This is a genomic window from Rahnella sp. GSA61A (genome assembly GCF_019969905.1).
GTDB classification, from domain to species: Bacteria; Pseudomonadota; Gammaproteobacteria; order Enterobacterales; family Enterobacteriaceae; genus Rahnella; species Rahnella aceris.
On sequence record NZ_JAHXYO010000028.1, the window covers coordinates 1 to 16,584 of the forward strand.

Consider the following 16,584-nt stretch of genomic DNA (forward strand, 5'->3'; position numbering starts at 1 on the left):
TACAGCAACGCAGCGATGCTAAAACTGCCCTCGAGACGTGAGCGTGAATATGTCAGGGAAGTGAGAGAAAAAAGGTCGAAATATCCCTTAAAAAACAATGCCGGTCACCTTAAGTGACCGGCATTAGGCGCTCAGCGCCCTTTTTTGTTGCCTGCAATCAGGATTTACGGCGCAGGAATGGTGAAGCGTTTGTGGATGTTTTCCAGATCAGCGAGGATTTCCTCATCGAGTGTCAGATCCTGACTGTCGATGTTGATCTTCAGTTGTTCCATTGTGGTTGCGCCCAGCAGCGTGCTGGCCACGAACGGTTGCTGACGCACAAAGGCCAGCGCCATCTGAGAAGGATCCAGATTACGTTTCTTCGCCAGCGCGACATATTCAGCAATCGCCGCTTCAGCCTGCGGTGATGAGTAACGGGTGAAACGACTGAACAACGTATTACGCGCCCCGGCCGGTTTCGCACCGTTAAGGTATTTACCGCTCAGCGTGCCGAATGCCAGGCTGGAATAGGCCAGCAGTTCAACCCCTTCGTGCTGACTGATCTCCGACAAACCGATTTCAAAGCTGCGGTTCAGCAGGCTGTAGGGGTTTTGAATCGAAACGATACGCGGCAAATCATGTTTCTCCGCCAGTTGCAGGTAACGCATCACGCCCCACGGGGTTTCGTTAGAAACGCCGATATAGCGGATTTTACCGGCACGAACCTGTTCATTCAGCGCTTCCAGCGTTTCCAGCAAGGTAACCGGAGACTGCTCTTCGGTGTACTGATAACTCAGTTTGCCAAAGAAGTTGGTCTGACGCTGTGGCCAGTGCAACTGATAAAGATCCAGATAATCCGTATTCAGACGTTGCAAACTGGCATCCAGCGCCGCGCGGATATTTTTGCGATCCAGCATCTGAGCCGGACGAATGGCGTTGTCATTGCCGCGGGAAGGCCCGGAGACTTTGCTCGCCAGAACAATTTTCTCACGGTTGCCACGGGCTTTCAGCCAGCTGCCGATATAGCTTTCCGTCAGCCCCTGGGTTTCAGGACGCGGCGGAACGGGATACATCTCTGCGGTATCAATCAGGTTGATGCCTGCCGCAACGGCGTAATCGAGTTGCTGGTGGGCGTCGGCTTCGCTGTTTTGTTCACCAAAAGTCATGGTGCCAAGTCCCAGTAAGCTCACTTCTAAAGAACTGTGGGGTATACGGTGATATTGCATTGCCGGTCTTCCTTTATATCTGAGAATGTCAGCCTGTTAGAAAAAGCGCCTTAACTGACTATATACAAGGCTGGCAGATGGGGGAAGTGGCAGTGTGTGCGGGAGGAACGACGCGGTCGGTGGATAAAATAACAAAGAGCCAGTCCTGATAACTGGCTCTGCGACGGGTTAAGAAGCGTAATGCTTAACGCTTCATCACCTGGCTGACGTTGTCATTATTGATCTGGCGGTCGTTGCCTTGTTCGTCTGTGTAACTCAGCAGTCCGGTAGATTTATCCAGCTTAGGTTTACCATCAGTCAGGATCATATTGCCGTCTTTGGTTGAGATCACATAATCGCTGGCACAGCCCGCGAGGCTCAACACCACAAGCGCAGCACCGGCCGCCATTAAAGTTTTCTTCATCATCGTTAACGTTCCTTTTTGTTGTACCGAAGATATTCACATTTAGCGTAGCAAACTATCCCGCAGGCAGCGGGAAATGATATCGGTTAAAGCTGAAAATGGCGGGCCAGAAGCGCCGCCGTAAAACGCTTTTTCAAATAGAAGCCGCGCGGCAGCGTCAAAATGGGTTGCCCTGACTCTCCGATCGCTTCCGTCAGCGCTTTGCTGTTGGCAGCTTTGGGGCGAATTTGCAGGTATTCCCCATGTCGGGCTGTGATGCTTTCGACTTTACCCAGAACAATCAAATCCATCAGTTCTTCCCAGTCCTGACGCAGTTGCTCATCTTCTTCCTCAGAGGGTTGCCATAATAAAGGCGCCCCGATGTGGCGCTCAGCCAGGGGGATCTGGCGCTCACCTTCGACCGGTATCCACAAAACTCGCGCCAGTTTATGGCGCACATGGCTGTTTTCCCACGTCACACCGCTGTTACCGGTTAACGGGGCAACGCAGACAAATGTGGTTTCCAGCGGCCTGCCACGGGAATCAATTGGGATCGTTTTCAGCTCAATGCCAATATCAGCGAAATCCTGCTCCGGTTTACTTCCTGCAATGGCGCCGAGATACACCTCAAGCAACATACCGACCCAGCCTTTCTCCCGTTTAAGGTTCTCAGGAATAGGCAGGCCAGCGTGAGCGGCCAGTTCACCCAGCGTATGACCCGCCAGCGATTGTGCGCGGTGCAACAGTTGCTGTTCGTTGTGCGGAGGCTGGGTGGCAGGTAAAGGAATAGACATAAAAAAACAATGCTCACTCAATAGATTAAATTTCGTACTGCTTTTGTCATGCACAGTGAATAAAAACTTATTCCTGTGGAGCAATGAAATAATAGCATGATTTGTCTTAGTTTTTTTTCAGGTTTCTGACTTCTTTTGCGCCTTAACGATTAGGTTGATCACCTGTTGAAGGCGACAATGAACAGGATCTTCCACCTACTTATCCACAGATTTCTTGGATAACCCTGCCTGAATTCGATCACTGGTTCGATTTACAGGCTTGACGGGAGGGGTTTTATCCAATTTTTGGGGCAATGACGTCAACTTTTAGACGATAGCTGTGGATAAAAACAACATTGGTGGATCTTTCGCCAGATCACTTGAAGGTGTGAGATAACTCTCATTTTTAACCGTGGGATAACTCTGTTTAATGTGAATAAGTATTTGTTTTTAAAAATTTTTATCGGAGCATGTTTTCCCGGTAAAAATAAGTTAAGAAGAGTTTTACCCTGCTTACTCTGAAGTTCTTCACATACCTATCCACAGAAAAAGTGAATAAAATCGCAGGTGATTTCTAAAATCTGTTTATAACTTGGCGTATAACTGTGAGTTATCCCATTTTTATTCATGCTGATCGGTATTAACCAGTGGTTTACCGCCTGTTGGTAGTATGAAACAATCAGTACATCTATGAGTTTAGCTATTGGGGTAGTCCGGTGATCGATGATGATGGCTACCGCCCGAATGTTGGTATTGTAATCTGTGACAAGCAGGGTCAGGTGTTGTGGGCCAGACGATACGGCCAGCACTCCTGGCAGTTTCCACAAGGGGGCATAAACCCTGGTGAAACCGCTGAGCAGGCCATGTACCGCGAGCTGTTTGAGGAAGTGGGGCTTGGCCGTAAAGATGTCCGTATTCTGGCTTCAACCCGTAACTGGTTACGTTATAAATTGCCAAAACGTTTGGTGCGTTGGGACACAAAGCCGGTTTGTATCGGCCAAAAGCAAAAATGGTTCTTGCTGCAACTGATGTGTAACGATGCTGATATCAATATGCAGCGCAGCAGTACGCCTGAATTTGATGGCTGGCGTTGGGTGAGTTTCTGGTATCCGGTTCGTCAGGTGGTGTCATTTAAGCGCGATGTTTACCGGCGTGTAATGAAAGAGTTTTCCACCACGATTATGCCGATGCAGGAAGTCTCCCTTCCCAGGACATCGCCCGCCTATCGTCGTAAAAGAGGCTAAGTCACGAAGAGATGCTCACGCGTTTGCGAGAAATTGTTGAAAAGGTAGCAATGGCGTCCAGCCTCAATGATGCGCTGGACGTACTGGTCAACGAAACCTGCCTGGCGATGGACACGGAAGTCTGTTCCGTCTATCTCGCTGACAATGACCGCCGTTGTTATTACCTGATGGCGACGCGAGGTTTGAAAAAACCTCGCGGGCGGACTATTACGCTGGCGTTTGATCAGGGGATTGTGGGTCTGGTAGGGCGTCTGGCTGAGCCCATTAACCTTGCCGATGCGCAGAGCCATCCCAGTTTTAAATATATCCCCGCCGTAAAAGAAGATCTTTTCCGATCCTTCCTGGGTGTGCCGATCATTCACCGCCGTCAGTTGCTGGGTGTGCTGGTTATTCAGCAACGCGAACACCGGCAGTTCGACGAAAGTGAAGAGTCGTTTATGGTCACGCTCGCCACTCAGCTGGCGGCGATCCTTTCTCAGGCACAGCTTAATGTGCTTTACGGGCGCTTTCGCCAGACGCGCGTTCGTGCACTTGCCGCATCGCCGGGTGTGGCCATCGGTATCGGCTGGCAGGACAGCTCGCAACCTTCGCTCGATCACGTTTATATGGCGTCTACGCTGGATACCGTCCGTGAACGCGAACGTCTGACCCGGGCCCTGGAAGACGCCGGTGCTGAGTTCCGCCGTTTCAGTAAACGTTTCGCGGCGAGTGCGCAGAAAGAAAGCGCGGCGATTTTTGACCTCTACTCTCACCTTCTTAATGATGCACGCCTCAAGCGTGAACTGTTCGCTCAAATAGATCAGGGCGCCGTCGCGGAGTGGGCAGTTAAAAAGGTCGTGGAAGAGTTTGCGGCGCAGTTTGCCAGCTTGCAGGATACCTATCTGCGTGAGCGTGGCAGCGATTTACGTGCGCTGGGCCAGCGGCTGGTTTTCCATCTTGATGATACGATTCAGGGCAACACACAGTGGCCGGAACGTTTTATTCTGGTTGCCGACGAACTGACCGCTACTTTGTTGGCCGAAATGCCGCAGGACCGGCTGGCAGGTGTGGTAGTTCGTGATGGTGCAGCTAACTCGCATGCGGCGATTTTGGTCCGTGCGATGGGCGTGCCGACCGTGATGGGCGCCGATATTCAGCCTGCACTGCTCAGCCAGCGACAGCTGATTGTCGATGGTTATCGCGGTGAACTGCTGATTGATCCGGAAGCCGTACTGGTCACGGAATACACGCGGCTGATCAGCGAAGAAATGGAGCTGAGTCAGAAGGCTGAAGATGATGTTGAGCAACCTGCAGCGCTGAAAAGCGGTGAGCGGGTGAAAGTGATGCTCAACGCCGGTCTGAGTGCTGACCATGAAAAATTGTTCGGCAGCCGCGTTGACGGCGTCGGGCTGTATCGCACCGAAATTCCTTTCATGTTGCAAAGCGGCTTCCCTTCTGAAGAAGAGCAGGTCGCGCAATATCAGGGCATGTTGCAGTTGTTTCCGCAAAAGCCGGTGACATTGCGAACGCTGGATATCGGCTCTGATAAACAGCTGCCTTATATGCCGATCAGCGAGGAAAACCCTTGTCTGGGCTGGCGCGGTATTCGTATTACTCTCGATCAGCCTGAAATTTTCCTGATTCAGGTTCGCGCGATGCTGCGTGCCAATGCTGCGACCGGAAATCTCGGTATTCTGCTGCCGATGGTTACCAGCCTTGAAGAGATTGATGAGGCACGTCGTTTAATCGATCGTGCGGGACGTGAAGTGGAAGAACAGTTGGGTTACGAGCTGCCACACACGCGTCTTGGCGTAATGATCGAAGTCCCATCAATGGTCTTTATGTTGCCTGCATTGGCCGGAAGAGTGGAATTTATTTCCGTCGGTACCAACGATCTGACGCAATATCTGCTCGCTGTTGATCGCAACAATACCCGCGTTGCCGGGCTGTATGACAGCCTGCATCCGGCGATGCTGCGGGTGCTCAAACAAATTGTCACCACCGCTGAGGTTGCCGGGCTGGATGTCAGCTTATGCGGCGAGATGGCGGGTGACCCGATGGGCGCGTTACTGCTTACCGGCATGGGCTTTCGTAATCTCAGTATGAACGGGCGCAGTGTTGCCCGTGTAAAATACCTGCTTCGCCGTATCGAACTTCATGATGCCGAAGAGCTTGCCGGTCGGGTGCTGCAGGCGCATTTTACGACGGACGTTCGTCATATGACCGCTGCTTTTATGGAAAGACGCGGGTTGGGCGGCCTGATCCGTGGTGGTAAATAAGCACCAGAGTTGATGCTTTGTACCGTATTACTCCCATCCTGCTCGCTTTCCGGCACAGGATGAGATGATTTTTTACAGAACTTTTCCAGCGGCTTAGCCCCGGAAAACCTTCCGGCTATGCTACTATTCGCTCCCTGCTGGCCCCTGAACGGGCAATAATCATAAACAATTTGTGGTGATAGATGAGCAACAGCTATCTGGCGTTTCCCCAGTTTGATCCGGTGATTTTCTCAATCGGACCGGTATCTCTCCACTGGTACGGACTGATGTACTTAGTTGGTTTTGTCTTCGCGATGTGGCTGGCAGTACGCCGTGCCAATAAGCCAGGCAGCGGCTGGACAAAAGATGAAGTTGAAAACTTGCTGTATGCTGGTTTCCTGGGGGTATTCCTCGGTGGTCGTATCGGTTACGTTTTCTTCTACAACCTGCCTTTATTCCTCGATAATCCGCTTTATCTTTTCAAGGTCTGGGATGGCGGCATGTCTTTCCACGGCGGCCTGATTGGCGTAATCGTGGTCATGCTGATTTTCGCCCATCGAACCAAACGCAACTTCTTCCAGGTTTCCGACTTTATCGCTCCACTGATCCCGTTTGGACTTGGCGCAGGTCGTTTGGGTAACTTCATTAATGGTGAACTCTGGGGCCGTGTGACCACAGATGTGCCATGGGCAATGCTGTTCCCGGGATCCCGTCAGGAAGATATCGCCATTGCTGCCGCTGACCCTAAATGGCAGCCTTTGTTGAACCAGTACGGCGTATTACCGCGCCATCCTTCCCAGCTGTATGAACTGCTGCTTGAAGGCATCGTGCTATTCATCATTCTGAACATATTCATCCGTAAATCACGCCCGATGGGCGCGGTATCAGGCTTGTTCCTGATCGGATATGGCTTATTCCGTATTATCGTTGAACACTACCGTCAGCCGGATGCACAGCTCGGTCTGTTCGACGGGATCATCAGCATGGGGCAGGTTCTGTCCATTCCAATGGTTGTCATTGGCCTGATTGTGATGGTCTGGGCATATCGCCGTCCGCAGAAACAATTGTCGTGAGGTAACATGAAACAGTATCTGGATTTAATGCAGAAAGTGCTCGATGAGGGCACCCCTAAAGCCGACCGTACCGGTACAGGCACGCTGTCGATTTTTGGTCATCAGATGCGTTTCAACTTGCAGGAAGGTTTCCCGCTGGTCACCACCAAACGCTGTCACTTGCGCTCAATCATTCATGAACTCCTGTGGTTCCTGAAAGGTGAAACTAACATCGCCTATCTGCGTGAAAATAATGTCAGCATCTGGGATGAGTGGGCAGATGAGAATGGCGACCTCGGCCCGGTTTACGGCAAGCAATGGCGTGCCTGGGGCGCGGCTGACGGCAGGCAAATCGACCAACTGGCGAGCGTTGTTGAACAGCTGAAAAAAGACCCGGATTCACGCCGCATTATCGTGTCGGCGTGGAATGTGGGTGAACTGGATCAGATGGCGCTGGCACCTTGCCACGCTTTCTTCCAGTTCTATGTGGCCGACGGGAAACTGTCTTGTCAGTTGTATCAGCGTTCATGCGACGTTTTCCTCGGACTGCCGTTTAACATCGCCAGCTACGCGCTGCTGGTGCATATGATGGCGCAGCAATGTGATCTGGAAGTCGGTGATTTTGTCTGGACCGGTGGTGATACACATCTGTACAGCAACCATATGGAACAGACACATCTGCAACTGACGCGTGAGCCTCGTGCATTGCCAAAACTTGTCATTAAACGCAAACCTGCCTCCCTGTTTGATTACAACTTCGAAGATTTCGAGATTGAAGGGTACGATCCGCATCCCGCAATCAAAGCGCCGGTCGCGATCTGATTCCTTGTTTTTACCGCCTGACAGCACTGTCAGGCGGCCATTTCCCTTTTATCCGGCTTTCCCTCTGCTCCACTTTTTACGCCTTTTACTGACGATTCCAATCCCGATTTACATCCCGATGCTATCCCTGCGAGACATCACGCAACTTATTTGTCGCGTGGATTTCGTTGCACCGATAGTTCTCACGACATCCTGGAAAAAATGACTCTCCCAGTGGCGGAAAAAATCTAAATGCCTATTTTGGCCGCATGAAAACATTTGAGCGGGCAGGGGAAGAGGGAATGTCGCTGATAGAAATGATGGTTGTTGTGACTTTGGTCGCCATGTGCACATTGTGGGGAATCCACACCTGGCGCGATTATCAGCAGGCATTAAAGCTTGAGCAATCTGCGCAGCAACTGCGTTTGTATTTGTACGGGGTGCAGGCCGAAGCCAATAATTACAATCGTTCTGCTGTCTTATGGGGCATTGCCGGTGCTAATGGATGTGTGGGTAGCGGAACCCGCCCTTCAGGTTGTCATAATGCCGTGGGTAAAATATTCGCCATCAATGAACCCGGTGTGGAGTTACTCGCTGTCAGTGAAAAAACCATGGGTTTTTACGGCCTGCGTAATGCCGCACTTGCCGGACATATCACACTAAAAAATTCAGCGGGTAGTTTGCGAATCGTACTTTCTGTCAGAGGACGGTTACGTACGTGTAGTGAAAATCAGCCTTTACTGAGTATCGGCTTATGCCAGTGAATTTAGCCCGTTGTCAGGGATTCACGCTGCCTGAAGTCATGATTGCGATGGGGATTGGCAGCATGCTGATGCTCAGTGCCGCGCAAATCTATCCGCTGATGCGCCAGAGAAGCCAGAGTCTGGGCCGACATTATCAGCTCGAGCAATTGTTGCGCCAGACTACTTTTGCCATTGGCAAAGATATTCGTCGGGCCGGTTTCTGTAACGGAACCTGCGAGGGTAAATCTGTCATCATCGGCAACGCTGCGGGTGAAGCAACCAGCTCCTGCATCCTTGTTATCTATGACCTGAACCGCAACGGAACATGGGATAAGCCCGGGACGGCGGACTCTGAATACTTTGGTTACCGTTTGCGTCAGGGCGGTATTGAGATCCAGCGCGGGGCGGGTGATTGCAGCAGTGGAGGTTGGGAAAAACTCCTCGACCCTGCTGAAGTCAGCGTGACCCGGTTCGTGGTAACCGAGGTCGCAGCAAGTGGCTCCGGCCGCCTGTATTCTCTGCAACTTGAAGCCAGCTGGAGCAAAAATCCTTTCATCCACCGGCAGGTGACCGAGATGATTGCAGGCCACGTCTTATGACAGCAGCAAAAATGCGCGATTCGTCCAGACAGCGGGGGAGCGCCATGATCCTGAGTATTCTGGTGATGATGGGATTAGGGCTGATTGCCCTTAACTCGCTGCAACAGCAACTTTCCGCCGGGCTTGCGCTGACGTCAAATCAGCACCGCTATGTCATTGCCCGGGAAAATGCAGCCTCAGCATTAGCATGGGGTATCCGCCAGTCATGGAAAGACAGCAGCGAACCTCTCTGGCAGTGCCGGGATATGCCCGCAGGCCTCATTGTTTCAGGAAGTGGCAGGACGTGTACCCGGCCTTCATTGCGTCAGAATATCTTTCTGGTTCGTGGTGAGGGACGCATGGCTGAAGGCAATGAGCCGGTTATGCAGTATCAGCAAGTCAGTATTAAAAAACAGACTGGTGGAAATCTGATTTTTTCACCGCTGACACAGGGATGGCTGGATTTTTGTCCTGAGGCTGATGAGCAGATCTGCAATGAATGAAAACCACTCAGCACAGCAAGGTTTCAGCCTCACGGAAGCGCTCATCGCCATGTTGTTCTTGTCAGTTTCCATTCTGGGCCTCCTGAATTATTACCAATCACTGAGCAATGGGTTTATGCGTCAGTGGCAGGTTCAGCAGGCGTGGTCAGAAGCACATTCCCAGCTTGAAGCATATTCAGTGGCAGGAAAGGGGACTGAGCCTTTAGCGAAAGATTGGGAATATCGGTTTACAGGCATTTCAGATGCACAATCCTGCAAGCTGGTCACTGCGACAATTCAAACGCCGGCAAAATATCAGGCAATATTGCAGCGCTTAATATGCAATTTTGGCCCCTGAAGTTGTGCCTGTAAGCCGCATATTACCGGACAAAAATACTGTTAAGCCACTTGCAATGGCGGGCTAACAGCTTAGAGTGGTTTAACAGGGTTATTTTTCCCTATTGGGAGCAATTGGCTTTATGGTTAAAACGTGACGGAACATAGGAAGAAAATCCCGATTCGATTTTTTTCACAACTATCCTGTTTCTGCGGGGTCTTAGCAGGCTTAACCGCTCAAAACAGCTTGTTGAGGTTCATCTACCGGTGAGCTGTATATTTATTGCCCGTGTGGCACGTTTATTCGATTGAGGGAGAGTGGCAATGTTAAAACACGTTACCCGCATTTCCGGGGTACTGTTGTTATTGACCTTTTGGGCCCCTGTTGTTTCAAGTGCAGCCGACTGGCAGCCTTTTGCACAAGCTATCAATAAAAGTCAGAACGACCCTCGCCAGTATCAGGCAATTAAACTGGCTAATGATATGACCGTCTTGCTGGTTTCTGACTCTCAAGCCCCCAAATCACTCGCCGCGCTCGCCATTCCTGTCGGTTCGCTGGAGGATCCTGATTCTCAGCTGGGTCTTGCCCACTATACTGAGCACATGTTACTGATGGGCTCGAAGAAATATCCTCAGCCGGAAAGTCTGTCTGAATTCCTTAAGAAACACGGTGGCAGCCACAATGGCAGCACTGCTTCTTACCGTACCGCGTTTTATCTTGAAGTAGAAAACGATGCCTTGCCAGAAGCGGTAGATCGCCTTGCAGATGCTATCGGTGAACCGTTGTTAGACCCCGCCAACGGCGACCGTGAGCGTAATGCGGTGAACGCTGAACTGACCATGGCCCGATCACGTGACGGCATGCGGATGGCGCAAGTTCGCGCAGAGACATTAAATCCCAGGCATCCGGCGTCCCGTTTTTCAGGCGGAAACCTGGATACGTTGAAAGATAAACCGGGCAGTAAGCTTCATGATCAGCTGACGGCTTTTTATCAGCGCTACTATTCTGCCAACCTGATGGTCGGTGTGATTTACAGTAATAAACCGTTGCCTGAACTTGCTGAGCTGGCCGCCACAACCTTTGGTCAGATTGCCAATCACCACGCAGCTGTGCCGCCGATTACGGTCCCGACATTAACAGCAGACCAAAAGGGTGAGTTTATCCATTTCGTTCCTGCACAGCCGCGCAAAGAATTACGGGTTGAATTTGCAATTGATAATAATAGTGCCCATTTTCGCAGTAAAACCGACACCTATATCAGCTATCTGATGGGTAACCGCAGCCCGAATACCTTATCAGACTGGTTACAGAAGCAAGGCTATGCCGATGGGATCAGCGCAGGTGCGGACCCGATGGTTAACCGTAATATGGGCGTATTCAATATCTCTGTTTCCCTGACTGATAAGGGACTGGCGCAGCGCGATACGGTTATTGCAGCCATTTTCAACTATCTCAACGAAATACGCGCTCAGGGCATCAAAAAAACCTATTTTGATGAAATTGCCCACGTTATGGCGCTCGACTTCCGCTATCCGGCGCTGACGCGTGATATGGATTATGTCGAATGGCTGGTGGACACCATGTTGCGGGTCCCTGTCGAGCACGTTCTCGACTCACCTTATCTGACTGACCAGTATGACCCCAAAGCGATTGAGGCACGTCTAACAGAAATGACGCCGCAAAATGCGCGTTACTGGATCATCAGTCCGAACGAGCCGCACAATAAAGTGGCCTACTTCGTTAATGCGCCTTATGAAATTGATAAAGTTCCCGCGCAAACCTACTCGCAGTGGCAGACGTTGGGGAAGGGGATTTCGCTGTCGCTGCCAGCGCTGAATCCGTACATTCCTGATTCACTTGCGCTGGTCACTAAAGATTCGACGGCGACGAAACCTCAGCTGCTGGTTGAAGATAAAGGTTTGCGTGTGTTCTACATGCCGAGTCGTTATTTTGCTGATGAGCCTAAAGCCAATGTGACTGTTTCTTTCCGCAATGAGCAGTCGCTCAGCACGGCTAAAAATCAGGTGCTCTATGGCCTGACGGATTACCTCACCGGCGTGGCTTTTGATCAGCTGAGTTATCAGGCATCCATTGGCGGGATCACGTTCGGGACATCTCCGGATAACGGTTTGCAGTTTACTGCCACAGGTTTTACCGAGTGTCTGCCTGATTTACTGGCCGCACTGGTTGATAACTATCCCGATTTCAAACCGACTCAGGAACAGCTTGATCAGGCGAAATCATGGTATCTCGAACGCTTAGCTTCAGCAGATAAAGGAAAAGCGTTTGAGCTGGCGCTGCAACCGGTTCAGTTACTTTCGCGGGTGCCTTACACCGAGCGCAGCGAGCGTGAAAAGCTGGTTTCTGCCATCACACTGGATGATGTGAACGCTTACCGTGAACAACTGGTTCACCATGCTGCCGTGGAAATGATGGTTGTGGGGAACATGACGGCTGATCAGGTTAAAGCGATGTCTCAGCAAATTATGCAAAAGCTGGGCGCGCATGGGACACGGTGGTGGCGCGGAAAGCAGGCTGTAGTGACTCAGCCGCTGAAAGCAAATATCCAGCGTATCGGGACAAGTTCGGACTCAGCACTGGCAGCGGTATATGTTCCCACCGGTTATGATGAAGTTCAGAGCATGGCGTACAGTGCATTGCTGGGACAGATTATTCAGCCATGGTTCTACAGCCAGCTTCGGACACAGGAACAGCTGGGTTATGCCGTGTTTGCTTTCCCTATTCCGGTAGGAAAACAGTGGGGGATTGGTTTCCTGCTGCAAAGTAACAGCAAGCAACCTGACTATCTGTATCAGCGCTATCTGGCATTTTATCAGCAGGCCGAAAAACGTCTGCGTGAAATGAAGGATGATGAGTTTCTGCAATATAAACAGGGACTGGTGCATGAAATGCAGCAAAATCCGCAGACGCTAGATGAGGAAGCCGACCGTCTGGGGAATGATTTCAGTCGCGGAAATCCGCAATTTGATACCCGCACGAATGTGATCCGGGTTATTGCCGGGCTGACTCAAACTCAACTGGCGGATTATTTCGATCAGGCTGTAATGAAGCAGGATGGTCTGGCGATGCTTTCGCAGGTCTCAGGCAACGATAGCAAGATCCCACAATATGCGGTGCCTGAGGGCTTTAAAACCTGGCCTGACACCTCCACGTTGCAACAGGTGCTGGAACCGCACGCGGATAAATAACGTGCTGATGTGCAAAGCAAAATAAAAAGGACGCGAGAGCGTCCTTTTTTACCACGGAGGAAAGGTGGCGAGATTTTTACAGTTCGGCGATCAGTATTTTGGAGCGACGCTGGTAGTTGTACATTTCTTGTTTCTGAATCGGCAACACATCCACTTCTGCTGGCTTGAAGCCACGTTCCTGGAACCAGTGAATACTGCGGGTCGTCAGTACGAACAGCCTGTTCAGCCCCATAAGTTTCGCCTGGCTGGCAACGCGTTGCAGTAACATTTCACCGCGTGAAGAGCTGCGGTAGTCGGGGTGAACCGCCACGCAGGCCATTTCGCCAATCCCTTCATCATGGAAGGGGTAAAGCGCTGCGCAGGCAATGGTCAGGTTATCCCGCTCGATAATGGTAAATTTATCGATTTCCATTTCCAGCTGTTCGCGGGAACGACGCACCAGAATACCCTGTTGCTCCAGCGGCCGGATAAGTTCCAGAATGCCGCCGATGTCGTTGATGGTTGCACGACGCACTTGCTCGGCACTTTCCATCACGATTTGCGTACCAATACCGTCTCGCGAGAACAGTTCCTGAACCAGCGCACCGTCTTCCTGATAACTGATCAGGTGACTGCGACGTACACCACTGCGGCAGGCTTTCACCGCGCCGCGCAGGAAGCGAACGGTGCCGGAAAGATAGTCACCGCTGGATTCCATCTGATCAATTCTTTGCTGTGCATCATTAGGGAACAGTTCGGAAATAATATTACCTTCCTCGTTGATTACCCCCTGAGAAGAGCAGAAGCCGATCATTTTTTCCGCTTTCAGTTTGATTGCTAGTTGTGTCGCTACTTCCTCAGAAGTCAGGTTGAAGCTTTCACCGGTAACCGAAACTGCCACCGGGCCAAGCAAGACAATGGCATTGCTGTCGAGCTGACGGTGAATCGCTTCTTCATCAATACGGCGGATACGGCCGCTGTGACAGTAATCAATACCGTCATCGACGCCCAGCGGTTGAGCAATGATAAAATTGCCGCTGACGACGTTGATGTGCGCACCTTGGAGTGGCGTATTATTCAGACTCATCGAAAGTCGCGCTGTGATATCGAGCTGCAGCAGACCTGCGGCTTGCTTAACCAGCTCGAGCGCGCGGGCATCGGTGACGCGGATGTTTTTATGATAAATCGGTTCGTAATTATGCTCAGAAAGGTTCTCATCAATCTGCGGTCGGGCGCCATAAACAACCACCAGACGGATGCCTAAGCTGTGTAACAGGCCGATATCATTGACAATATTGCTGAAATTCTCATGTTCAATGGCTTCTCCACCGAGCATGACAACGAATGTTTTGCCACGGTGAGCATTTATATAGGGAACTGAGTGGCGAAATCCCTGGACCAGTTCAGTACTACGTTCCTTCACGGCAAAACCTCGTATGAATTTTTATTCGTAATTTTTGTATTTTTATTCTTTTATGGCCCTGTGGCAAGTAAGAAATCTCTGTTTTTGTTTTAACCCTTATCACAAACATACAACAAATTGATAAATAGACTAAATGTTTAGGAATGACATGCAGGATATGATTCGTTAGAATTCGTAAATTGAGTTTTTTATCATCTTTTTTTAACTTTTGGACCTTTTTGAGACTGCATGACTGACGATACTCACAATCCCGGAAGACGACGCCTCCTGCAAACCGTAGCTGCTTCCTGGATGCTCAGCGTGAGTAAAGTAGGTTTTGCGGCCAGCTCACAGGTTATTGCCGTACGCATCTGGCCCTCGTCTACTTATACCCGAATCACCCTCGAATCCAGCACGCCCTTAAAATATAAGCAGTTTCTGCTCAGTGATCCGCCACGCGTTGTGGTGGATATCGAAGGCGTGCATCTCAACAGTGTGCTCAAGGGACTGGGTGAAAAAATCCAGCAAAGTGATCCTTACATCCGGCAGGCGCGGGTGGGGCAGTTTGATACCAAAACGGTGCGTCTGGTGTTTGAGCTAAAGCGTACAATCAATCCGCATGTCTTCACGCTGAAACCGGTCGCTGAATTCCATAACCGGCTGGTGATCGATTTGTATCCGCAAGAAGGTGAGATCAGTGCTCAGGATGATCCGCTGCTGGCGTTACTGGAAGATTACAACCGCGGAGATGTCGCGAGAACATTACCGCCGGAAACGAAGAAAGACGGCCAGGCGGGGCGAAGCCGGCCACTGGTGATTATGCTTGATCCCGGCCATGGCGGTGAAGATCCGGGAGCTATTGGCAAATACAAGACCCGTGAAAAAGATGTCGTGTTGCAGATTGGCCGCAGATTACAGAAGCTGATTGCGCGTGAACCCAATATGAAAGCGCATATGACCCGCAATGAAGACGTGTTTATTCCGCTCAAAGTCCGCGTGGCAAAGGCACGAAAACTGCGGGCAGACCTTTTTATCTCTATCCACGCAGATGCCTTTACCAGTCGGGCAGCAAGAGGCTCATCGGTTTTTGCGTTGTCGACCAAAGGCGCCACCAGTTCCGCAGCACGTTTTCTCGCACAAACGCAGAATGAATCTGACCTGATAGGCGGCGTCAGTAAAAGTGGCGACCGGTATCTGGATCACACGATGTTTGATCTGGTTCAGACGGCAACCATCAGCGATAGCCTGAAATTTGGCAAAGAAGTGCTGACGCGCATGGGAAAGATTAATCATCTGCACAAAAATAAAGTGGATCAGGCCGGATTCGCGGTATTGAAAGCGCCGGATATTCCGTCGATTCTGGTCGAAACGGCGTTTATCAGTAACATTAATGAAGAGAAAAAATTGCGGACTGCGCATTTTCAGCAGCAGGTGGCGGAGTCAATTCTGGCCGGGATCAAAGCGTATTTCGCACAAGGCGGGATGTCGACGATGGGATGAGTCGCGCGGGGGCGGGGTGATTATTCCGCGCTTCGCCGGAATTCAGATACAAAAAAACACCCGTTAGGGTGCCTGATGTTTTTCACTGATTTTTAGTAGTTGGTTGCGGGGGCCGGATTTGAACCGACGACCTTCGGGTTATGAGCCCGACGAGCTACCAGGCTGCTCCACCCCGCGTCCGTCACTACTGTTTACTGCTTTATTTCATCACATTATTCGAACTGAGCATCTTTATGCGTCTGTCTCGAATTGGTTGCGGGGGCCGGATTTGAACCGACGACCTTCGGGTTATGAGCCCGACGAGCTACCAGGCTGCTCCACCCCGCGTCCGTATACTGCTTTAATTCATCGTACAATTCAACCGGGCATTTAATGCATCGATATCGAATTGGTTGCGGGGGCCGGATTTGAACCGACGACCTTCGGGTTATGAGCCCGACGAGCTACCAGGCTGCTCCACCCCGCGTCCGATGGAGGCGAACTATACTCCCCATGAGATTTCGTGCAACCCTTTTTTGAATTTATTCAAATAAAGCACTTAGTTGCTGGCTTTTTATGCACAAAATCGCCGTTTGGTGTTCAATTTGGCTCAGTACACTTTTTTCGGCTGTGGTAATTCCTTTCTGATAGGGCGTTTGTTATCGTTTCGCCAGCCATTTC

Annotated in this window: 14 protein-coding genes and 3 tRNA genes; 10 read left to right on the forward strand and 7 right to left on the reverse strand. The window is 50.9% G+C overall.

The window, feature by feature from the left end; genetic code table 11:
- Positions 1-164 precede the first annotated feature (164 nt).
- The 3 genes from LC431_RS23680 to mutH form a co-directional block, all read right to left on the reverse strand.
- A complete protein-coding gene (locus LC431_RS23680; protein WP_013574159.1) occupies positions 165-1,205 on the reverse strand; it encodes an NADP(H)-dependent aldo-keto reductase in 1,041 nt (346 codons plus the stop codon).
- A 184-nt stretch (positions 1,206-1,389) separates the two neighbouring features.
- Positions 1,390-1,608 carry a YgdI/YgdR family lipoprotein gene (locus LC431_RS23685; RefSeq protein WP_015689428.1) on the reverse strand — a complete coding sequence of 73 codons (219 nt, stop codon included), beginning with the start codon at positions 1,606-1,608 and terminating at the stop codon, positions 1,390-1,392.
- Between the two features lie 86 nt (positions 1,609-1,694).
- Positions 1,695-2,381: a DNA mismatch repair endonuclease MutH gene (gene mutH / locus LC431_RS23690; protein WP_013574161.1), complete on the reverse strand. Its 687-nt coding sequence runs from the start codon at positions 2,379-2,381 to the stop codon at positions 1,695-1,697.
- A gap of 695 nt (positions 2,382-3,076) precedes the next feature.
- On the opposite strand from mutH, the gene rppH reads away from it, so the two are divergent.
- The 9 genes from rppH to ptrA all read left to right on the forward strand — a co-directional run bounded on the left by rppH (position 3,077) and on the right by ptrA (position 13,043).
- Positions 3,077-3,604, forward strand: a complete 528-nt coding sequence (rppH, locus tag LC431_RS23695) for an RNA pyrophosphohydrolase (RefSeq protein ID WP_013574162.1) — start codon at positions 3,077-3,079, stop codon at positions 3,602-3,604.
- 11 nt (positions 3,605-3,615) lie between these two features.
- Positions 3,616-5,862 (forward strand): phosphoenolpyruvate--protein phosphotransferase, encoded by a 2,247-nt coding sequence (ptsP, locus tag LC431_RS23700; protein WP_013574163.1) that lies wholly within the window; start codon positions 3,616-3,618, stop codon positions 5,860-5,862.
- 182 nt (positions 5,863-6,044) lie between these two features.
- Complete coding sequence (gene lgt, locus LC431_RS23705; protein WP_013574164.1) at positions 6,045-6,914, forward strand: prolipoprotein diacylglyceryl transferase; 870 nt, start codon at positions 6,045-6,047, stop codon at positions 6,912-6,914.
- Positions 6,915-6,920: 6 nt separating this feature from the next.
- The gene (gene thyA / locus LC431_RS23710) at positions 6,921-7,715 is read left to right on the forward strand and encodes a thymidylate synthase (protein WP_013574165.1); all 795 of its coding nucleotides are present in this window, start codon (positions 6,921-6,923) and stop codon (positions 7,713-7,715) included.
- A gap of 281 nt (positions 7,716-7,996) precedes the next feature.
- The gene (locus tag LC431_RS23715) at positions 7,997-8,458 is read left to right on the forward strand and encodes a prepilin peptidase-dependent protein (protein WP_013574166.1); all 462 of its coding nucleotides are present in this window, start codon (positions 7,997-7,999) and stop codon (positions 8,456-8,458) included.
- The gene (locus tag LC431_RS23720) at positions 8,449-9,036 is read left to right on the forward strand and encodes a prepilin peptidase-dependent protein (protein WP_013574167.1); all 588 of its coding nucleotides are present in this window, start codon (positions 8,449-8,451) and stop codon (positions 9,034-9,036) included. Before LC431_RS23715 ends, LC431_RS23720 begins: the two co-directional genes overlap by 10 nt.
- Positions 9,033-9,518, forward strand: coding sequence for a YgdB family protein (locus tag LC431_RS23725; protein ID WP_223510390.1), 486 nt, complete (start codon positions 9,033-9,035; stop codon positions 9,516-9,518). The genes LC431_RS23720 and LC431_RS23725 overlap by 4 nt, the downstream gene beginning before the upstream one ends.
- Complete coding sequence (locus LC431_RS23730; protein ID WP_153376604.1) at positions 9,511-9,855, forward strand: prepilin-type N-terminal cleavage/methylation domain-containing protein; 345 nt, start codon at positions 9,511-9,513, stop codon at positions 9,853-9,855. The genes LC431_RS23725 and LC431_RS23730 overlap by 8 nt, the downstream gene beginning before the upstream one ends.
- A 302-nt stretch (positions 9,856-10,157) precedes the next feature.
- Positions 10,158-13,043, forward strand: a complete 2,886-nt coding sequence (gene ptrA, locus LC431_RS23735) for a pitrilysin (RefSeq protein ID WP_217243898.1) — start codon at positions 10,158-10,160, stop codon at positions 13,041-13,043.
- 76 nt (positions 13,044-13,119) lie between these two features.
- Here the strand turns inward: ptrA and argA are convergent, their stop codons facing one another.
- Positions 13,120-14,445, reverse strand: a complete 1,326-nt coding sequence (argA, locus tag LC431_RS23740; protein WP_013574171.1) for an amino-acid N-acetyltransferase — start codon at positions 14,443-14,445, stop codon at positions 13,120-13,122.
- Positions 14,446-14,673: 228 nt separating this feature from the next.
- Here argA and amiC point away from each other — a divergent pair, with 228 nt between their 5' ends.
- Entirely contained in the window at positions 14,674-15,924 is a 1,251-nt protein-coding gene (gene amiC, locus LC431_RS23745; RefSeq protein ID WP_119261288.1) for an N-acetylmuramoyl-L-alanine amidase AmiC, read from the forward strand.
- Positions 15,925-16,024: 100 nt separating this feature from the next.
- On the opposite strand, the gene LC431_RS23750 is transcribed toward amiC, so the two are convergent.
- From LC431_RS23750 to LC431_RS23760, 3 genes are all read right to left on the reverse strand, one after another.
- Positions 16,025-16,101, reverse strand: a tRNA-Met gene (locus LC431_RS23750).
- A 73-nt stretch (positions 16,102-16,174) separates the two neighbouring features.
- A tRNA-Met gene (locus LC431_RS23755) sits at positions 16,175-16,251 on the reverse strand.
- A gap of 62 nt (positions 16,252-16,313) precedes the next feature.
- A tRNA-Met gene (locus LC431_RS23760) sits at positions 16,314-16,390 on the reverse strand.
- Positions 16,391-16,584: the final 194 nt, after the last annotated feature.